Raw genomic sequence first — 14,607 nt, forward strand, 5'->3', positions numbered from 1 at the left:
GCGGGTTAACCCTTTCTCAACGATTCGCCCGGAAGCTGGCAGGTGCGGTACAGGCTGGGAAGCCGATGACCGCTGAAGGAAAAGTCCCCGGTCCGCGCCTGATGCCGATGGCCACGCGCGGGCCGGGGATGCTTCTTCTTCACTCAAATATCCCCGCCGGAGGCATCCGGATCATCGGCCCGCGCTATGGTCGCGCAGGCTCGACAGGTGATCAGAATGCCTCGGCCTCCAGCTCCATCACGGTGGCGGCGCCGGACTGGATGCGGGCCAGGTGCGTGGCCGTCATCGGCAGCTGACGCTTCATGTAGTAGCGTCCCGTGGCCAGCTTGGTCTTGTAGAACGCCTGATCGCCGGTGCCTTCGTCCAGCGCCTTGCGTGCCGCGACCGCCATCCGCGCCCACATGAAGCCGAGGGTGACGTGGCCGAACAGGTGCATGAAGTCGTAGCTGCCCGACAGCGCGTCGTTGGGATTCTTCATGCCGCGTTCCATGAAGAACATCGATGCCGCCTGCAGGTCCTTGGATGCGGCCTTCAGCGGGTCGATGAAGTCGGCGGCCAGGGCCTCGTTGCCGGACTGCTCCTTGCAGAAGGATTTCACCATGTCGAAGAAGGCCATGACATGCTTGCCGCCGTCCTGGGCCAGCTTGCGGCCGACCAGGTCCAGCGCCTGCACGCCGTTCGCGCCTTCGTAGATCATGGTGATGCGGGCATCGCGGACGAACTGGCTCATGCCCCATTCCTCGACATAGCCGTGGCCGCCGAAGACCTGCTGGGCCAGCACCGTCGCCTCGAAGCCCTTGTCTGTCAGGAAGCCCTTGATGACCGGGGTCATCAGCGACACCAGCCCCTCGGCGTCCTTGTCGCCGGCCAGGTGGCCGCGGTCGATCAGATGCGCGCCCCACAGCGCCAGCGCGCGAGCACCCTCGATAAAGCTCTTCTGGTCCAGCAGGCTGCGGCGGATGTCGGGATGCACGATCAGCGGATCGGCGGCGCCCTGCGGATTCTGCACGCCGGTCACCGCACGGCCCTGCAGGCGGTCCTTGGCATAGGCCAGAGCGTTCTGATAGGCGGGCACCGCCGCGGCATAGCCCTGCAGGCCCACGCCCAGACGCGCCTCGTTCATCATGGTGAACATGGCGCGCATGCCCTTGTGCAGATCGCCCAGCAGCCAGCCTTTCGCGCCGTCATAGTTCATCACGCAGGTCGCGTTGCCGTGGATGCCCATCTTGTGCTCCAGCGCGCCCACCGACACGCCGTTGCGATCGCCCAGAGAGCCGTCCGCGTTCACTAGGAATTTCGGCACGATGAATAGGCTGATGCCCTTGGTGCCCTCGCCGCCGCCGGGCGCCTTGGCCAGGACCAGGTGGACGACGTTCTCGGCCATGTCGTGATCACCGGCCGAAATGAAGATCTTCTGGCCCGTGATCAGGTAGCTGCCGTCATCCTGCGGTTCCGCCTTGGTGCGCAAGAGGCCCAGATCGGTGCCGCAATGCGGTTCCGTCAGGTTCATCGTGCCGGTCCAGTCACAGCTGACCATCTTGGGCAGATAGGTCTGCTTCTGGTCGTCGGTGCCGTGCGCGTGGATCGCGGAATAGGCGCCGTGGGTCAGGCCCTGATACATGTTGAAGGCCATGTTGGCCGACACGAACATCTCTCCGGTGGCCACGCCCATGGTGTAGGGCATGCCCTGACCGCCGTATTCGGGGTCGCAGTCCAGCGCGGTCCAGCCGCCTTCCTTGACCTGCTCGAAGGCCTCGCGGAAGCCCTTGGGCGTGCGCACGATGCCGTTCTCCAGCACGCAGCCCTCCTGGTCGCCCGACAGGTTCAGGGGCGCCAGCACCTCGGAGGACAGCTTGCCGGCGGCCTCCAGCACGGCCTCGGTGAAGTCGGGGGCCAGCTCGTCATGGCCGGGCAGGTCGGATTGCGACAGGTTCAGAACATCGTGCAGGACGAACTGCAGGTCGCGGATCGGGGGCGTGTAGGTCGGCATGTCGATATCCTCTACGGCTGTTCGGTGGGGGCTGCGGAAAGCCGGGTCCGGGCGTCCTCGATCTGGCTCCGAAGGTCGGCGATCGCCTCGCGCAGCTCGGCGTATTGACGCTCCATGTCGGCCAGACGGTCGTGGCCCACCGCGATGGTGGCCGCGATCTGGGCGCGGTTGCCGCCGCCCGGCTCATAGAGTTCCAGCAGCTGGCGGATCTGCTCCAGGCTGAAGCCGAAGCGCTTGCCGCGCAGGATCAGCGTCAGCCGCGCCCGGTCGCGCCGGTCATACAGCCGGTGCTGCCCGCGGCGCTGCGGAAAGATCAGCTCGCGCGCCTCGTAGAAGCGCAGCGTGCGCGGCGTGACGTCGAAGGCGTCGCACATCTGCCGGATTGTCATCAGATCGTCGGACATGGGGTGCGGCTCCTCCTCAAACCGGCTTTCCGTCCTCAACCCACCATAGCCCCAAGTTGACGCGAACGTAAGCAAGACGCGGCGTCACGGCGGGGGCTGCCGCCGCGTCACGACATGCGGTCCAGCTCCTCGACGGTGGTGCGGCGCAGCTGGTCCAGATCGGCCCGCGCGGCGGTCAGCTCGGCGATCTGGCCGTCCAGCACGGCCAGCTGGCGGTCGGCCATGTCGATCCAGACCTGATACTGTTCGCGCGAGCCCTTCTTGTCATAGATCTGCAGCCACTGGCGGATCTCCTCCAGGCTGAAGCCGAAGCGGCGGCCGCGCAGGATCAGCGTCATCCGCGCCACCTCGCGCGGGCCATAGAAGCGCGCGCGCCCCTCCTTCCGGGGGGCCAGCAGCTCGATGTATTCGTAATAGCGCAGCGTGCGCGGCGTCACGTCGAAGCGCGCGCACATCTCCTTGAAACTGATCCGGTCCTCGGTCACCCGTGGCCTCCTGCACGATTTCCCTTTGCGTCAACCTAAGCACAGCCGCATGCTTTCTCAACCGAATCGCGCGGGCCGGGGTTGCGCCGGATGCGCGCGGGACGCTACCGAATGGCAAGGCGGCCGGGCGCGCATCCGGCCCAGCAAGGATGGCCCCGATGACCGACCCGACCGATCACGCCCGCATCGCCCAGCAGTTCATCGAGGCGATCCCCCACGCCCGCGCCCTGGGCATGCGGGTCGATGAGATCGGGCAGGGCCGCGCGGTCATCAGCATGCCTTGGGCCGAGCATCTGGTCGGCGATCCGCGCACCGGCGTCATCCATGGCGGGGTCGTCTCGGCGCTGATGGACACCTGCTGCGGGGCGGCGGTGATGGCGCATCCGACGAACCCGCGTTCGACCGCGACGATCGACCTGCGCATCGACTACATGCGGGCCGCGACGCCGGGGCAGCGGATCACCGCGCGGGCCGAATGCTATCACATGACCCGCAGCGTGGCCTTCCTGCGCGCCGTGGCCCTGGACGAGGACGAGGCCAATCCCGTGGCCTCCGCCACCGGCGCCTTCACGGCGGAGCGCTGATCATGGCCGACCGCAACGAACCCCTGCATCAGATCAAGTCGCGCCGCGACTCCGCACTGGCCGCGCTGGTCACGGGCGTCCCCTACATGACCTGGCTGGGCATCCGCTTCGACCGCCGCGGGGATGAGCTGACGGCCATCCTGCCCTATGACGACAAGCTGATCGGCAACCCGATGCTGCCCGCGATCCATGGCGGCGTCACGGCGGCCTTCCTGGAGGTCACCGCCATCATGGAGCTGGCTTGGACTGCCATGTGGGAGGACCTGGAATCGGGCCGCATCGCGCCGGACGCGGCGGTGCCCGACAGCCTGCCGCGCCTGCCCAAGACCATCGACTTCACCGTGGACTATCTGCGCTCGGGCCTGCCGCGGGACGCCTATGCGCGGGCGCGGGTGGTGCGGTCGGGCCGGCGCTATGCCAGCGTGCATGTCGAGGCCTGGCAGGACAACCGCGCGCGGCTGATGGCCCAGGCCACCGGGCATTTCCTGATGCCGCAGCCTTGACGGCCCTGACCCACGGCCGGGTGCTGCGCATCGCGGCGCCCATCGTGCTGTCGAACCTGACGGTGCCCCTGCTGGGTCTGGTCGATACCGGCGTGGTGGGGCAGCTGGGCCAGCCTCAGGCCATCGGCGCGGTGGGCATCGGCGCGGTCATCCTGACCTCGATCTACTGGATCTTCGGGTTCCTGCGCATGGGGACGTCGGGGCTGGTGGCACAGGCCCATGGCGCGGGCGACGCGCCCGAGGTGGGCGCCCATCTGCTGCGCGCGCTGACCATCGCGGCGGGTGCAGGGCTGGTCTTCGTCGCGCTGCAGGTGCCGATCTTCGCGCTGGTCTTCCGGCTGGCGCCCGCCTCGGACGCGGTCGAGGCGCTGGCCCGCGACTATCTGGCGATCCGCATCTGGGGCGCGCCCGCGACCATCGGGCTTTATGCGATCACCGGATGGCTGATCGCGGTCGAGCGTACGCGGGCGGTGCTGGGCCTGCAGCTGCTCCAGAACGGGCTGAACCTGGCGCTGGACCTGTGGTTCGTGCTGGGGCTGGGCCTGGGCGTCGCAGGAGTGGCCTGGGCCACGCTGATCGCCGAGCTGTCGGGCCTGGCCCTGGGCCTGTGGCTGGCGCGCGGCGTGCTGGCGCAGGCGCGGCGCGCGGCAGGGCTCTGGGCGCGGGACCGGCTGGCGCGGCTGGTGCGGGTGAACGGCGACATCATGATCCGCTCGGTCCTGCTGCAGGGCTGCATGACGAGCTTCCTGTTCCTGGGGGCGGGACAGGGCGACGTGTCGCTGGCCGCAAACCAGGTCCTGCTGCAGTTCCTGGCCCTGACCGCCTATGCGCTGGACGGCTTCGCCTTCGCGGCCGAGAGCCTGGTGGGGCAGGCCGTCGGCGCGCGGCGCCCCGAGCGGGTGCGACGTGCCGCGCGGCTGGCATCGGCCTGGGGGCTGGCCGGGGCGGCGGTGCTGGGGGTTCTGTTCGCCATCGGCGGCGGCGCGATCATCGACCTGCTGACCACCTCGCCCGAGGTGCGGCAGACGGCGCGGGATTACCTGCCCTGGCTGGTCGCGGCGCCTCTGGTGGGGGTCGCGGGCTGGATGCTGGACGGCATCTTCATCGGCGCCACCCTGACGCGCGAGATGCGGGTCGCGATGATCCAGTCCGTCGCCGTCTTCCTGCTGGGCGTGCTGATCCTGCCGCCGACCTTGGGCAATCACGGCCTCTGGGCGGCGCTGACGGCCCTGAACCTCGCGCGCGCCGCGACCATGCTGCGCCTCTATCCCCGCGCCGAGCGGGCCGCGGAGCCATGACAATCGACGATGCCGGATGCCTGTGTCCAGGTTCTGACCGCGGTCGCTCACGGGAGTGACCAAAGGCCACGACCGGATCGCGGGCTCCGGCCTGCCCGTCACTCGACCATGGGCGGCAACGAGAGATCGGAATTTGCGCGCGTTCGGGAGGGGATCATTCCCATCCGTCATTCTTTGCATTCAACCAGGATGGGGAGGGTGCATCGCATCGGAAAATCAATGCCATGCAGCAGGGAGCTTCTCGCTCACTTGGGGTAGCTCGATCAACGAATGACGCTGAATTTGGCTCCGGCGGTAGGGATCGAACCTACGACCAATTGATTAACAGTCAACTGCTCTACCGCTGAGCTACGCCGGAACACGGGGCGGATATAGCAACCTCGGTGGGGGGCGTCCAGTGGCCGCGGACGCTTTTTTGTCATCCGGGTGAAAAAATCGTGTCGAGGGACAATTCGCCCGTGAAATCAACGGCTCCGATCTGCCAGAGGGCGATCAGATGCGCCAGGACGTTGCGCGCGGCCGCCGGCAGCAGCGTGGGCGGGACGTCGTAGATCCGCCGGGCGAGGGACGGCGCTGAATCGGGCTGCCCGCGCAGCGCCGTCAGGATCTGCGCGGTGCGCATGCGGCGGTGGCGGGCCAGCATCGCCATATGGGGCAGCGGATCGTCGATCGCCGCGCCATGCGTCGGCAGCAGCCGCGCCGGGGCGAGGCCCGCCAGCCGGTCCAGCGAGCGCATGTAATCCCCGAGATCCCCGTCAGGCGGGGAGATCAGCGTCGAGGACCACCCCATCACCAGATCGCCGCAGAAGATCGTGTCGTCCCACCGAAAGCACAGATGGCCCGCCGCATGGCCGGGCATGTGCAGCGCCTCGAGGCTCCAGTCGGGGGTCTCGATCCGGTCGCCGTCGCGCAGCAGCCGGTCGGGGGCGAAGGCGTGGTCCAGGCCCTCGCCGCCGCCCATCGCGGCGCGGCCGTCGCGCGACAGACGCGTCATCACGGCCGACCGCCCGGCCAGGGCGTCGCCGAAGGCCAGCACCGGCGCCCCGGTCAGGCGGGACAGGCGCGCGGCGCCGCCGCTGTGGTCGCGATGGGCATGGGTCACCAGGATATGCCCGATGCGGTCGCCTCCGGCGCGGGCCACGGCCTCGATATGCGCGGGATCGTCGGGGCCGGGGTCGATCACGGCGACATGCCGCGTGCCGATCAGGTAGGTCGTGGTCCCCGGACCGGTCAGGGCCGAGGGGTTGGGCGCCAGGATCGGCAGCAGGTCTTTCGCGGGCGTGCTCATGACGCTAGCCTAGCGCGGCAAGAGGGAGGCCGCCATGACCAACGACGCCGATCCGCGGGTGCCGCGCAAGCTGATCCCGCGTGGCCTCTATGCGCGGGCGGCGCTGATCATGTTCCTGCCGGTCGTGGTGGTGACCACGGTCGTCAGCGTGATGTTCCTGCAGCGCCATTTCGAGGGGGTGACGCGGCAGATGACCACCAGCCTGTCGCATGAACTGGCCTTCGTGGCGCGGCTGGTGGACGGGGCGGCGGATGCCGAGGCCGCGCGCCGGGCGGGCGTGTCGGTCGCGCGGCCGCTGGAGCTGGACCTCACGCTGCCGGCGCAGGCCGCGCCGCAGGACAGCCGGCTGTTCTACGACTTCTCGGGGCGGGTCGTGACCGAGGTGCTGCGCGATGCGCTGCCGCAGGTGATCTCGGTCGATCTGGCGGGCGACGATCGGCGCGTCGTAGTGGCGCTGGAGGGGCGGCAGGGGCCCTATGCGCTCAGCTTCGACCGCCGACGGGTCAGCGCGTCGAACCCCCATCAGCTGCTGGTGCTGATGGTGTTCACCTCGCTGCTGATGACCGGGATCGCGACGATCTTCCTGCGCAACCAGCTGCGCCCGATCCGGCGACTGGCGGCGGCGGCCGAGGAATACGGCAAGGGCCGCATCGTACCCTATCGCCCCTCGGGCGCGGTCGAGGTGCGGGTGGCGGGCATGGCCTTCCTGGATATGCGCAATCGGCTGGAGCGGCAGAACGAACAGCGCAAGCTGATGATGTCCGGGATCAGCCACGATCTGCGCACGCCGCTGACGCGGCTGCGGCTGGGCCTGTCGATGCTGGGGCCCGACCTGCCCCCCGAGCCCGAGGACATCGCCGCCATGGAGGCCGACATCGCCGAGATGAACCGCATGGTGGACGGCTTTCTGGACTATGCCCGCGACGACGCGCAGGACAGCGCGCCCCAACCCGTGGCCGCGGCCCCCTTCCTGGAGGCACTGGTCGCGGATGCGCAGCGCGCCGGTCAGGCCGCCAGCCTGATCCAGTTCGAGGGCGACCCGCAGGGGATCGCCACGTTCCGCCCCGACATGCTGCGCCGCGCGCTGGAGAACCTGATCGGCAATGCCGTCCGCTACGGCAGCCGGGCCGAGATGGACGCGGCCCTGGGCCCGCGCAGCCTGCGCATCGGCGTCGAGGATGACGGGCCGGGCATCCCCGAGGACAGCCTGGAGACGGTGATGCGGCCCTTCACCCGGCTGGACAGCTCGCGCCGGCGCAACAGCGCGCAGGGGGCCGGGCTGGGCCTGGCCATCGCGGCGGATGTGGCGCGGGCGCATGGCGGGCAGCTGCGCCTGGGGCGCGGGCCGCGGCTGGGCGGGCTGCGCGCCGAGATCGTGATCCCGCGCTGAGGCCATAATAGGCAGCATTCTTGCTGTCATATTGAACGGCGCGGGCCATGGCCCTAGATTGTTCCCATGCAGAGGCCGCGCGTCGCCATGACGGGGCCGCGGCTTCGGGCAGAAAGGACATACCATGACGGAATTCACCACCCCCACCTATCCGGTGCTGCCCCTGCGGGATATCGTCGTCTTCCCGCACATGATCGTGCCCCTGTTCGTCGGCCGCGAGAAGTCGGTCCGCGCGCTGGAGGCGGTCATGGAGACCGACAGCCCGATCCTGCTGGCCGCCCAGAAGGACGCTGCCGTGGACGAGCCGACCGAGGAGGGCATCTTCCGCACCGGCGTGCTGGCCAACGTGCTGCAGCTGCTGAAGCTGCCCGACGGTACCGTCAAGGTGCTGGTCGAGGGGCGCGAGCGGGTCGAGATCACCGAGTTCGTCCCGCATGAGGACCATTTCGCCGCCGAGGCCCGCCCCCTGGCCGAGACGCCGGGCGACGAGGCCACGGTGACCGCGCTGGTGCGCACCGTCAGCGAGGAGTTCGAGCGTTACGTCAAGGTCCGCAAGAACATCCCCGACGAGGTCGTGACCGCCGTCTCGGACGCGAGCGAGGCCGGCAAGCTGGCCGATCTGGTCGCGGGTCACATGGGGATCGACCTGGACCGCAAGCAGGACCTGCTGGAGACGCTGGAGATCGCCGAGCGTCTGGAGAAGATCTATGGCCTGATGCAGGGCGAGATGTCGGTCCTGCAGGTCGAGAAGAAGATCAAGTCGCGCGTCAAGACCCAGATGGAGAAGACGCAGCGCGAATACTATCTGAACGAGCAGATGAAGGCGATCCAGAAGGAGCTGGGCGACGGCGAGGACGGCCAGAACGAGCTGACCGAGCTGGAGCAGAAGATCGCCGCCACCAAGTTCAGCAAGGAGGCCCGCGACAAGGCCGAGGGCGAACTGAAGAAGCTGAAGTCGATGTCGCCGATGTCGGCCGAGGCGACCGTCAGCCGCAACTATCTGGACTGGCTGCTGTCGCTGCCTTGGGGCGTCAAGTCGCGCACCCGCAAGGATCTGGGCCGCGCCGAGGCAATCCTGGACGCCGATCACTATGGCTTGGACAAGGTCAAGGAGCGGATCGTCGAGTATCTGGCCGTGCAGGCCCGCAGCAGCAAGCTGAAGGGCCCGATCCTGACGCTGGTCGGTCCTCCGGGCGTGGGCAAGACCTCGCTCGGCCGGTCGATCGCCAAGGCGACGGGGCGCGAGTTCATCCGCATCAGCCTTGGCGGCGTGCGCGACGAGAGCGAGATCCGCGGTCATCGCCGGACCTATATCGGCTCCATGCCGGGCAAGATCATCCAGGCACTGAAGAAGGCTAAGACCACCAACCCGCTGATCCTGCTGGATGAGATCGACAAGATGGGCCAGGATTTCCGGGGCGATCCGGCATCCGCCATGCTGGAGGTGCTGGATCCGGAACAGAACTCGACCTTCGTGGACCACTATCTCGAGGTGGAATACGATCTGTCGAACGTGATGTTCGTGACCACGGCCAACAGCTACAACATGCCGGGCCCGCTTCTGGACCGGATGGAGATCATCGGCCTGTCGGGCTATACCGAGGATGAGAAGCGCGAGATCGCCAAGGGCCATCTGCTGTCCAAGCAGATCGCCGCGAACGGTCTGCGCAAGGGTGAGTTCAGCGTCACCGACGAGGCCCTGACCCACATGATCCGGTACTACACCCGCGAGGCCGGCGTGCGTTCGCTGGAGCGCGAGATCGCCAAGCTGGCCCGCAAGGCCGTGACCGAAATTCTGAAGGGCAAGGTCAAGTCGGTCGAGGTGACGCCCGAGAAGGTCGAGGAATACCTCGGCGTGCGCCGCCACCGCTACGGCCTGGCCGAGAAGGAGGATCAGGTCGGCGTGGTGACGGGTCTGGCCTGGACCTCGGTCGGGGGCGATCTCTTGCAGATCGAGGCGCTGCGCCTGCCGGGCAAGGGTCGCGTCAAGACCACCGGCAAGCTGGGCGAGGTGATGAAGGAATCGATCGACGCGGCCTCCAGCTTCGTGCGCTCGATCGCGCCGGATATCGGGGTCAGGCCCCCGGAATTTGACAAGCGCGACATCCACGTCCACGTCCCCGAGGGCGCCACGCCCAAGGATGGACCGTCGGCGGGCATCGCCATGGTGACCTCGGTCGTGTCGGTCATGACGGGCATCGCGGTCCGCAAGGACATCGCCATGACCGGCGAGGTGACGCTGCGCGGCAACGTGCTGGCCATCGGCGGGCTCAAGGAGAAGCTGCTGGCGGCGCTTCGCGGCGGCATCAAGACGGTGCTGATCCCGCAGGACAATGAAAAGGATCTGGTCGAGATCCCGGACAACGTCAAAGAGGGCCTGACCATCATTCCGGTCAGCAATGTCCGCGAGGTCCTGCGCCACGCCCTGGTCCGCCAGCCCAAGGCCATCGAATGGGACGAGGCCGCCGAGGAGGCCGCCGAGGCCGCCCGGATGGCCGCGCAGCGTGGCACCGACGGCCCCGGCAGCGCCGTCGCGCATTGATCCCGTCGCGGGCCGGAGACCCTCCGGCCCGCGCAAACCCGTTTGACGTTGCGTCAAACTGCGCTAGGCTTTCCGGATGCATCTCCCATCGGAGGCTCGGACGATGACAGCGCAGGGCACCGGGGCCGATCTCCCGACGACCACCATCCACGAACCCCATGCGGCGATCGTCGTGCACAAGCGCGACTTCGTCGATCGCGTCGTCGCCACGACCGGTGCGCGCCGCGCCGACGCGCGCCCGATCATCGAGGCGACGCTGCTGCAGCTGGGGCTGATCCTGTCGGCGGGGCAGACGCTGGCGGTGCCGCCCCTGGGCCGCGCGCGGATCAACCTGGAGCGGGACGCACGCGGGGGCGACGTCATCACGCTGCGGCTGCGCCGGCGGCCGCTACTGGGGGCCGCGCCGGATGAAAACAGCGCAAGCGGCCCCTTGCACCCGGGCGAATCTGACGGTAATAGCCTGCCCAACGGGTGATTAGCTCAGTGGTAGAGCGCTTCGTTCACATCGAAGATGTCAGGGGTTCAAATCCCTTATCACCCACCATTCCCCTTCCGGTTTGCAGTTTCGGCCCGACGCGCCTATATCCGCGCCTCGCCCCTCTGCCATGACCGGACCCCCGCATGACCGACCCGATCGCTGACGCCGCGCGCCTTTCCGTCGCGCCGATGATGGACTGGACCGACCGGAACTGCCGGCGGTTCCACCGCATGATGTCGCGCCGGGCGCTGCTCTACACCGAGATGGTGACCGCCCCGGCGGTGATCCATGGCGACCGCGCGCGGCTTCTGGATTACGACGCGGCCGAACATCCGCTGGCCCTGCAGCTGGGCGGGTCGGACCCGGCCGAGCTGGCGCAGGCCACGCGCATCGCCGCCGCATGGGGCTATGACGAGATCAACCTGAACTGCGGCTGCCCCAGTGACCGGGTGCAGTCGGGGGCCTTCGGCGCGATCCTGATGACCATGCCGGACCGTGTCGCGGCCTGCCTGCGCGCCATGCGCGACGAAAGCCCGGTGCCGGTCACGGTCAAGTGCCGGATCGGCGTGGACGACCAGGATGCGGCGACAGTCCTGCCCGAATTCCTGGCGATGGTGCGGGATGCGGGCGTCCGGCGCGTCACCGTCCATGCCCGCAAGGCTTGGCTGAAAGGTCTCAGCCCCAAGGAGAACCGAGAGATCCCGCCGCTGGACTATCCGCTGGTCCACGCGATGCGGGCCGAGTTCCCCGACCTGCACCTGTCGATCAACGGTGGCATCGCCACGCTGGATCAGGCGCGGGCGCAGCTGGAGGTCATGGACGGCGCGATGATCGGGCGCGCGGCCTATCACGAACCCTGGAAGATCCTGGCCGATGCCGACCGTCTTTGGGGCGAGGTGCCGCCCTTTGCCGATCCGGCCGATCTGGCGCTGGCCATGCGGCCGCTGATCGTCGCGCATCTGGCCGAAGGTGGGCGGCTGCACCAGTTCACGCGGCACATGCTGGGCCTGTTCCACGGCCAGCCCGGCGCGCGGGGCTGGAAGCGGACCCTGTCCGAAGGCGCCTCCAAGGGCGGGATCGAGGTCTATGACGCGGCCCTGGCGCAGGTGACGCAGGCGGCCTAGGCCCCGCGCTCGGCCGCCTTGGCCGCATCCCAAAGGCGATCCATCTCGGTCAGATCACTGTCCTCGGGGCGGCGGCCCTGGGCGGCCAGCGCGGCCTCCACCGCGCCGAAGCGGCGGGTGAACTTGGCATTGGCGCGGCGCAGGGCCAGTTCCGGATCGATCTTCAGGTGCCGGGCCAGGTTGGCCATCACGAACAGGAGGTCGCCGAACTCCTCCTCCATGGCCTCGGGACCCAGGCTGTCGCGCGCCTCGACCAGCTCGGCCGCCTCCTCGGCGATCTTGGCCAGCACGTCGCCGGGACCGGGCCAGTCGAAGCCCACCCGCGCCGCACGGTTCTGCAGCTTGACCGCCCGGGTCAGCGCGGGCAGGCCCAGGGCCACCCCGTCCAGCGTGCCGCGCTCGGCCTTGCCGGCACGTTCGACCGCCTTGATGGCCTCCCAGTCCCTGACCTGCTGCTCGGCCGACTTGTCGCGGGATTCGTCGCCGAAGACGTGAGGATGGCGGAAGATCAGCTTGTCGCTGATGCTGGCCGCGCAATCGGCGAAATCGAACATCCCGGCCTCGCGCGCGATCTGGGCCTGGAACACCACCTGCAGAAGCAGGTCGCCCAGCTCTCCCGGCAGCTCGTCCCAAGCCTCGCGCTGGATGGCGTCCTCGACCTCGTGGGCCTCCTCGATCGTGTAGGGGGCGATGGTGGCGAAGGTCTGCTCGATGTCCCAGGGGCAGCCCGTCTCGGAGTCGCGCAGGGCGGCCATGATGTCCAGCAGGCGGGCGATCTCGGTCGCGGGGTCGCGGGGGTCGGCCATTGCAATTCCCTTCGTCACGCGGATGATGGCCCCTCGACTGCCACAGCGAAAGGCCCAAGTCCACATGCCCGTCCTGAACCGCATCGCAGGCTTTGCCGATCAGATGACCGAATGGCGCCGCCATCTGCACCAGAACCCCGAACTGGGCTTCGACTGCCATCAGACGGCGGGCTTCGTGGCCGCGCGGCTGCGCGAGTTCGGCGTGGACGAGATCCACGAGGGGATCGGGCAGACCGGCGTGGTGGGCATCATCCACGGCCGGGGCGAGGGCCCGACCATCGGGCTGCGCGCCGACATGGACGCGCTGCCCCTGACCGAGACGACGGGCGCGCCCTGGGCCTCGACCGTGCCGGGGCGGATGCATGCCTGCGGCCATGACGGCCACACGACCATGCTGCTGGGCGCGGCGAAATACTTGGCCGAGACCCGCAACTTCGCGGGTCGCGTCGCGCTGATCTTCCAGCCCGCCGAGGAGGCCGGGGGCGGCGGCGACGCGATGGTGCAGGACGGCATGATGGAGCGCTTCGACATCGCCCGCGTCTTTGCCATGCACAACAATCCGGGCCAGACCGAGGGCAGCTTCCAGACCACGCCCGGCCCGATCATGGCCGCCGTCGACACGTTCGAGATCCATGTCCAGGGCCGCGGCGGGCATGGCGCCATGCCGCATCTGACCGCCGATCCGGTGGTCGCCGCCGTGGCCGTGGTGGGCGCGATCCAGACGATCAGCAGCCGCAACCACTATACCGGCGACGACCTGGCCCTGTCGGTGACGCAGATCCACACCGGCAGCGCCGACAACATCGTCCCCGACACCGCCTATGTCTGCGGCACGGTCCGCACCTTTGCGCCGCATGTGCGCGACATGGTGCGCAGGCGGATGACCCAGATCTGCGACGGGCAGGCCGAGGCCTATGACGTGCAGATCCGGCTGGACTATCAGGAGGGCTATCCCGCCACCGTCAACGACCCCGACCAGACCGGCTTCGCCGTGGCCGTCGCGCGCGAGATCGCGGGCGAGGATCAGGTCCTGCCCGATGCCGGGCGCGAGATGGGCGCCGAGGATTTCAGCTACATGCTGAACGCGCGGCCGGGATGCTATCTGTTCCTGGGGCAGGGGGACGGGCCGGGGGTCCATCACCCGGCCTACGACTTCAACGACGCGGTGGCCCCCGTGGGCGCCAGCTTCTTCGCCCGCCTGGTCGAACGCGCCCAGCCCGTCGCGGCCTGAGGCTAGGCCGATCACGGTGACGTTCGCGGCCCTTGCGCCGCGGCGGTCCGGGGCTTTCTTGCCAAGGACCGGCCGCGCCGCTAGGTTGCGCGCCAATCCTGACGCGGCCGCGGCTGCGCCCCCTGACCGAAAGGACGATCGATGTTCGTGACCCCCGCCTATGCCCAGGCCGCCGGAGGCGCCGGCGGCGCCGCCGCCTTTGCGCAGTTCATCCCGCTGATCCTGATCTTCGCGATCATGTACTTCCTGATGATCCGCCCGCAGCAGAAGCGCCTGAAGGCCCACCGGGCGATGGTCGAGGCCGTCAAGAAGGGCGACCGCGTCATCACCCAGGGCGGTATCTTGGGCAAGGTCACCAATGTCGGCGAGGAGGACCTCGAGGTCGAGATCGCGACCGGCGTGCGCGTCCGCGTCGTCCGCAGCACCCTGGCCCAGGTCGTGACCAAGACCGAGCCGGTCGCCGCCAACAGCTGATAAAGGCCCA

General features: G+C 68.8%; 14 protein-coding genes and 2 tRNA genes. 10 read left to right on the forward strand and 6 right to left on the reverse strand.

What is annotated here, in order from left to right:
* Positions 1-211: 211 nt before the first annotated feature.
* The 3 genes from AACG61_RS04030 to AACG61_RS04040 all read right to left on the reverse strand — a co-directional run bounded on the left by AACG61_RS04030 (position 212) and on the right by AACG61_RS04040 (position 2,849).
* On the reverse strand, positions 212-1,990 hold the full coding sequence (locus AACG61_RS04030) for an acyl-CoA dehydrogenase C-terminal domain-containing protein (RefSeq protein ID WP_411838734.1): 1,779 nt from the start codon (positions 1,988-1,990) through the stop codon (positions 212-214).
* Between the two features lie 11 nt (positions 1,991-2,001).
* Positions 2,002-2,394, reverse strand: coding sequence for a MerR family transcriptional regulator (locus AACG61_RS04035; RefSeq protein ID WP_411838735.1), 393 nt, complete (start codon positions 2,392-2,394; stop codon positions 2,002-2,004).
* A gap of 107 nt (positions 2,395-2,501) precedes the next feature.
* Entirely contained in the window at positions 2,502-2,849 is a 348-nt protein-coding gene (locus AACG61_RS04040) for a MerR family transcriptional regulator (RefSeq protein ID WP_411839457.1), read from the reverse strand.
* A gap of 188 nt (positions 2,850-3,037) precedes the next feature.
* Here AACG61_RS04040 and AACG61_RS04045 point away from each other — a divergent pair, with 188 nt between their 5' ends.
* From AACG61_RS04045 to AACG61_RS04055, 3 genes are read left to right on the forward strand one after another with little or no spacing between them, the layout of a single operon-like run.
* Complete coding sequence (locus AACG61_RS04045) at positions 3,038-3,463, forward strand: PaaI family thioesterase (RefSeq protein ID WP_411838736.1); 426 nt, start codon at positions 3,038-3,040, stop codon at positions 3,461-3,463.
* 2 nt (positions 3,464-3,465) lie between these two features.
* Entirely contained in the window at positions 3,466-3,966 is a 501-nt protein-coding gene (locus AACG61_RS04050) for a PaaI family thioesterase (protein ID WP_411838737.1), read from the forward strand.
* Entirely contained in the window at positions 3,963-5,264 is a 1,302-nt protein-coding gene (locus tag AACG61_RS04055) for an MATE family efflux transporter (protein WP_411838738.1), read from the forward strand. Before AACG61_RS04050 ends, AACG61_RS04055 begins: the two co-directional genes overlap by 4 nt.
* 283 nt (positions 5,265-5,547) lie before the next feature.
* Here the strand turns inward: AACG61_RS04055 and AACG61_RS04060 are convergent.
* Together AACG61_RS04060 and AACG61_RS04065 are read right to left on the reverse strand one after the other, a co-directional pair.
* Positions 5,548-5,622, reverse strand: a tRNA-Asn gene (locus AACG61_RS04060).
* A gap of 60 nt (positions 5,623-5,682) precedes the next feature.
* Positions 5,683-6,552, reverse strand: a complete 870-nt coding sequence (locus tag AACG61_RS04065; RefSeq protein ID WP_411838739.1) for an MBL fold metallo-hydrolase — start codon at positions 6,550-6,552, stop codon at positions 5,683-5,685.
* 34 nt (positions 6,553-6,586) lie between these two features.
* Between AACG61_RS04065 and AACG61_RS04070 the strand changes: the two genes are divergently transcribed.
* The 5 genes from AACG61_RS04070 (at position 6,587) to dusA (ending at position 12,086) form a co-directional block, all read left to right on the forward strand.
* The gene (locus tag AACG61_RS04070) at positions 6,587-7,942 is read left to right on the forward strand and encodes an ATP-binding protein (protein WP_411838740.1); all 1,356 of its coding nucleotides are present in this window, start codon (positions 6,587-6,589) and stop codon (positions 7,940-7,942) included.
* Positions 7,943-8,066: 124 nt separating this feature from the next.
* Complete coding sequence (gene lon, locus AACG61_RS04075) at positions 8,067-10,484, forward strand: endopeptidase La (RefSeq protein ID WP_411838741.1); 2,418 nt, start codon at positions 8,067-8,069, stop codon at positions 10,482-10,484.
* Positions 10,485-10,587: 103 nt separating this feature from the next.
* Complete coding sequence (locus AACG61_RS04080) at positions 10,588-10,959, forward strand: DNA-binding protein (protein ID WP_411838742.1); 372 nt, start codon at positions 10,588-10,590, stop codon at positions 10,957-10,959.
* Positions 10,954-11,028, forward strand: a tRNA-Val gene (locus AACG61_RS04085). The genes AACG61_RS04080 and AACG61_RS04085 overlap by 6 nt, the downstream gene beginning before the upstream one ends.
* A gap of 77 nt (positions 11,029-11,105) precedes the next feature.
* Positions 11,106-12,086, forward strand: a complete 981-nt coding sequence (dusA, locus tag AACG61_RS04090) for a tRNA dihydrouridine(20/20a) synthase DusA (protein WP_411838743.1) — start codon at positions 11,106-11,108, stop codon at positions 12,084-12,086.
* On the opposite strand, the gene mazG is transcribed toward dusA, so the two are convergent.
* Positions 12,083-12,892: a nucleoside triphosphate pyrophosphohydrolase gene (mazG, locus tag AACG61_RS04095; protein WP_411838744.1), complete on the reverse strand. Its 810-nt coding sequence runs from the start codon at positions 12,890-12,892 to the stop codon at positions 12,083-12,085. The two genes, dusA and mazG, sit on opposite strands and share 4 nt — an antisense overlap.
* Positions 12,893-12,956: 64 nt before the next feature.
* On the opposite strand from mazG, the gene AACG61_RS04100 reads away from it, so the two are divergent.
* Both AACG61_RS04100 and yajC read left to right on the forward strand, forming a co-directional pair.
* Positions 12,957-14,123 carry a M20 aminoacylase family protein gene (locus AACG61_RS04100; protein WP_411838745.1) on the forward strand — a complete coding sequence of 389 codons (1,167 nt, stop codon included), beginning with the start codon at positions 12,957-12,959 and terminating at the stop codon, positions 14,121-14,123.
* 141 nt (positions 14,124-14,264) lie between these two features.
* Positions 14,265-14,597 carry a preprotein translocase subunit YajC gene (gene yajC, locus AACG61_RS04105; protein WP_411838746.1) on the forward strand — a complete coding sequence of 111 codons (333 nt, stop codon included), beginning with the start codon at positions 14,265-14,267 and terminating at the stop codon, positions 14,595-14,597.
* Positions 14,598-14,607 lie beyond the last annotated feature (10 nt).

It is taken from the genome of Paracoccus sp. ME4, from assembly GCF_046736325.1.
Taxonomy (GTDB): Bacteria; Pseudomonadota; Alphaproteobacteria; order Rhodobacterales; family Rhodobacteraceae; genus Paracoccus.

Bases quoted from the DNA above. Each gene is read 5' to 3' on its own strand.
- AACG61_RS04030 (WP_411838734.1), bottom strand. From the start codon at position 1,990: ATGCCGACCTACACGCCCCCGATCCGCGACCTGCAGTTCGTCCTGCAC.
- AACG61_RS04035 (WP_411838735.1), bottom strand. From the start codon at position 2,394: ATGTCCGACGATCTGATGACAATCCGGCAGATGTGCGACGCCTTCGAC.
- AACG61_RS04040 (WP_411839457.1), bottom strand. From the start codon at position 2,849: ATGTGCGCGCGCTTCGACGTGACGCCGCGCACGCTGCGCTATTACGAA.
- AACG61_RS04045 (WP_411838736.1), top strand. From the start codon at position 3,038: ATGACCGACCCGACCGATCACGCCCGCATCGCCCAGCAGTTCATCGAG.
- AACG61_RS04050 (WP_411838737.1), top strand. From the start codon at position 3,466: ATGGCCGACCGCAACGAACCCCTGCATCAGATCAAGTCGCGCCGCGAC.
- AACG61_RS04065 (WP_411838739.1), bottom strand. From the start codon at position 6,552: ATGAGCACGCCCGCGAAAGACCTGCTGCCGATCCTGGCGCCCAACCCC.
- AACG61_RS04070 (WP_411838740.1), top strand. From the start codon at position 6,587: ATGACCAACGACGCCGATCCGCGGGTGCCGCGCAAGCTGATCCCGCGT.
- lon (WP_411838741.1), top strand. From the start codon at position 8,067: ATGACGGAATTCACCACCCCCACCTATCCGGTGCTGCCCCTGCGGGAT.
- AACG61_RS04080 (WP_411838742.1), top strand. From the start codon at position 10,588: ATGACAGCGCAGGGCACCGGGGCCGATCTCCCGACGACCACCATCCAC.
- dusA (WP_411838743.1), top strand. From the start codon at position 11,106: ATGACCGACCCGATCGCTGACGCCGCGCGCCTTTCCGTCGCGCCGATG.
- mazG (WP_411838744.1), bottom strand. From the start codon at position 12,892: ATGGCCGACCCCCGCGACCCCGCGACCGAGATCGCCCGCCTGCTGGAC.
- AACG61_RS04100 (WP_411838745.1), top strand. From the start codon at position 12,957: ATGCCCGTCCTGAACCGCATCGCAGGCTTTGCCGATCAGATGACCGAA.
- yajC (WP_411838746.1), top strand. From the start codon at position 14,265: ATGTTCGTGACCCCCGCCTATGCCCAGGCCGCCGGAGGCGCCGGCGGC.